2 tRNA genes are annotated in these 368 nt (G+C 42.4%); both read right to left on the reverse strand.

The features are described from left to right. Positions 1–94: 94 nt before the first annotated feature. A tRNA-Gln gene (locus AB4493_RS21200) sits at positions 95–169 on the reverse strand. Positions 170–199: 30 nt separating this feature from the next. Then, positions 200–284: transfer RNA gene (locus AB4493_RS21205), tRNA-Leu, on the reverse strand. Positions 285–368 lie beyond the last annotated feature (84 nt).

Genomic DNA, 368 nt, shown 5'->3' on the forward strand with positions numbered 1-368 from the left:
AACTGAGCTAAGTAGCCATCTGAGAGCGAAGTAATATAATATAATCTCGCTTCCAATGCCATTATCTTTTTAAAGATAATTACACTTTAAATAGTGGCTGGGCTACCTGGATTCGAACCAGGGAATGCTGGCATCAAAAGCCAGTGCCTTACCGCTTGGCGATAGCCCAACAATGATATCATTTAAGATATCTAAATAATGGTGCGGTCGGAGAGACTTGAACTCTCACACCTCTCGGCGCCAGAACCTAAATCTGGTGCGTCTACCAATTCCGCCACGACCGCTTTACTTTCCTAAAAACTCTTGTCGTTAATAAACATGTATTTAATAACAAACAGAGTGCTTAGGAAATGGTGGCTACTGCGGGA

It is taken from the genome of Vibrio sp. 10N.222.55.A1 (genome assembly GCF_041473835.1).
GTDB classification, from domain to species: Bacteria; Pseudomonadota; Gammaproteobacteria; order Enterobacterales; family Vibrionaceae; genus Vibrio; species Vibrio crassostreae_C.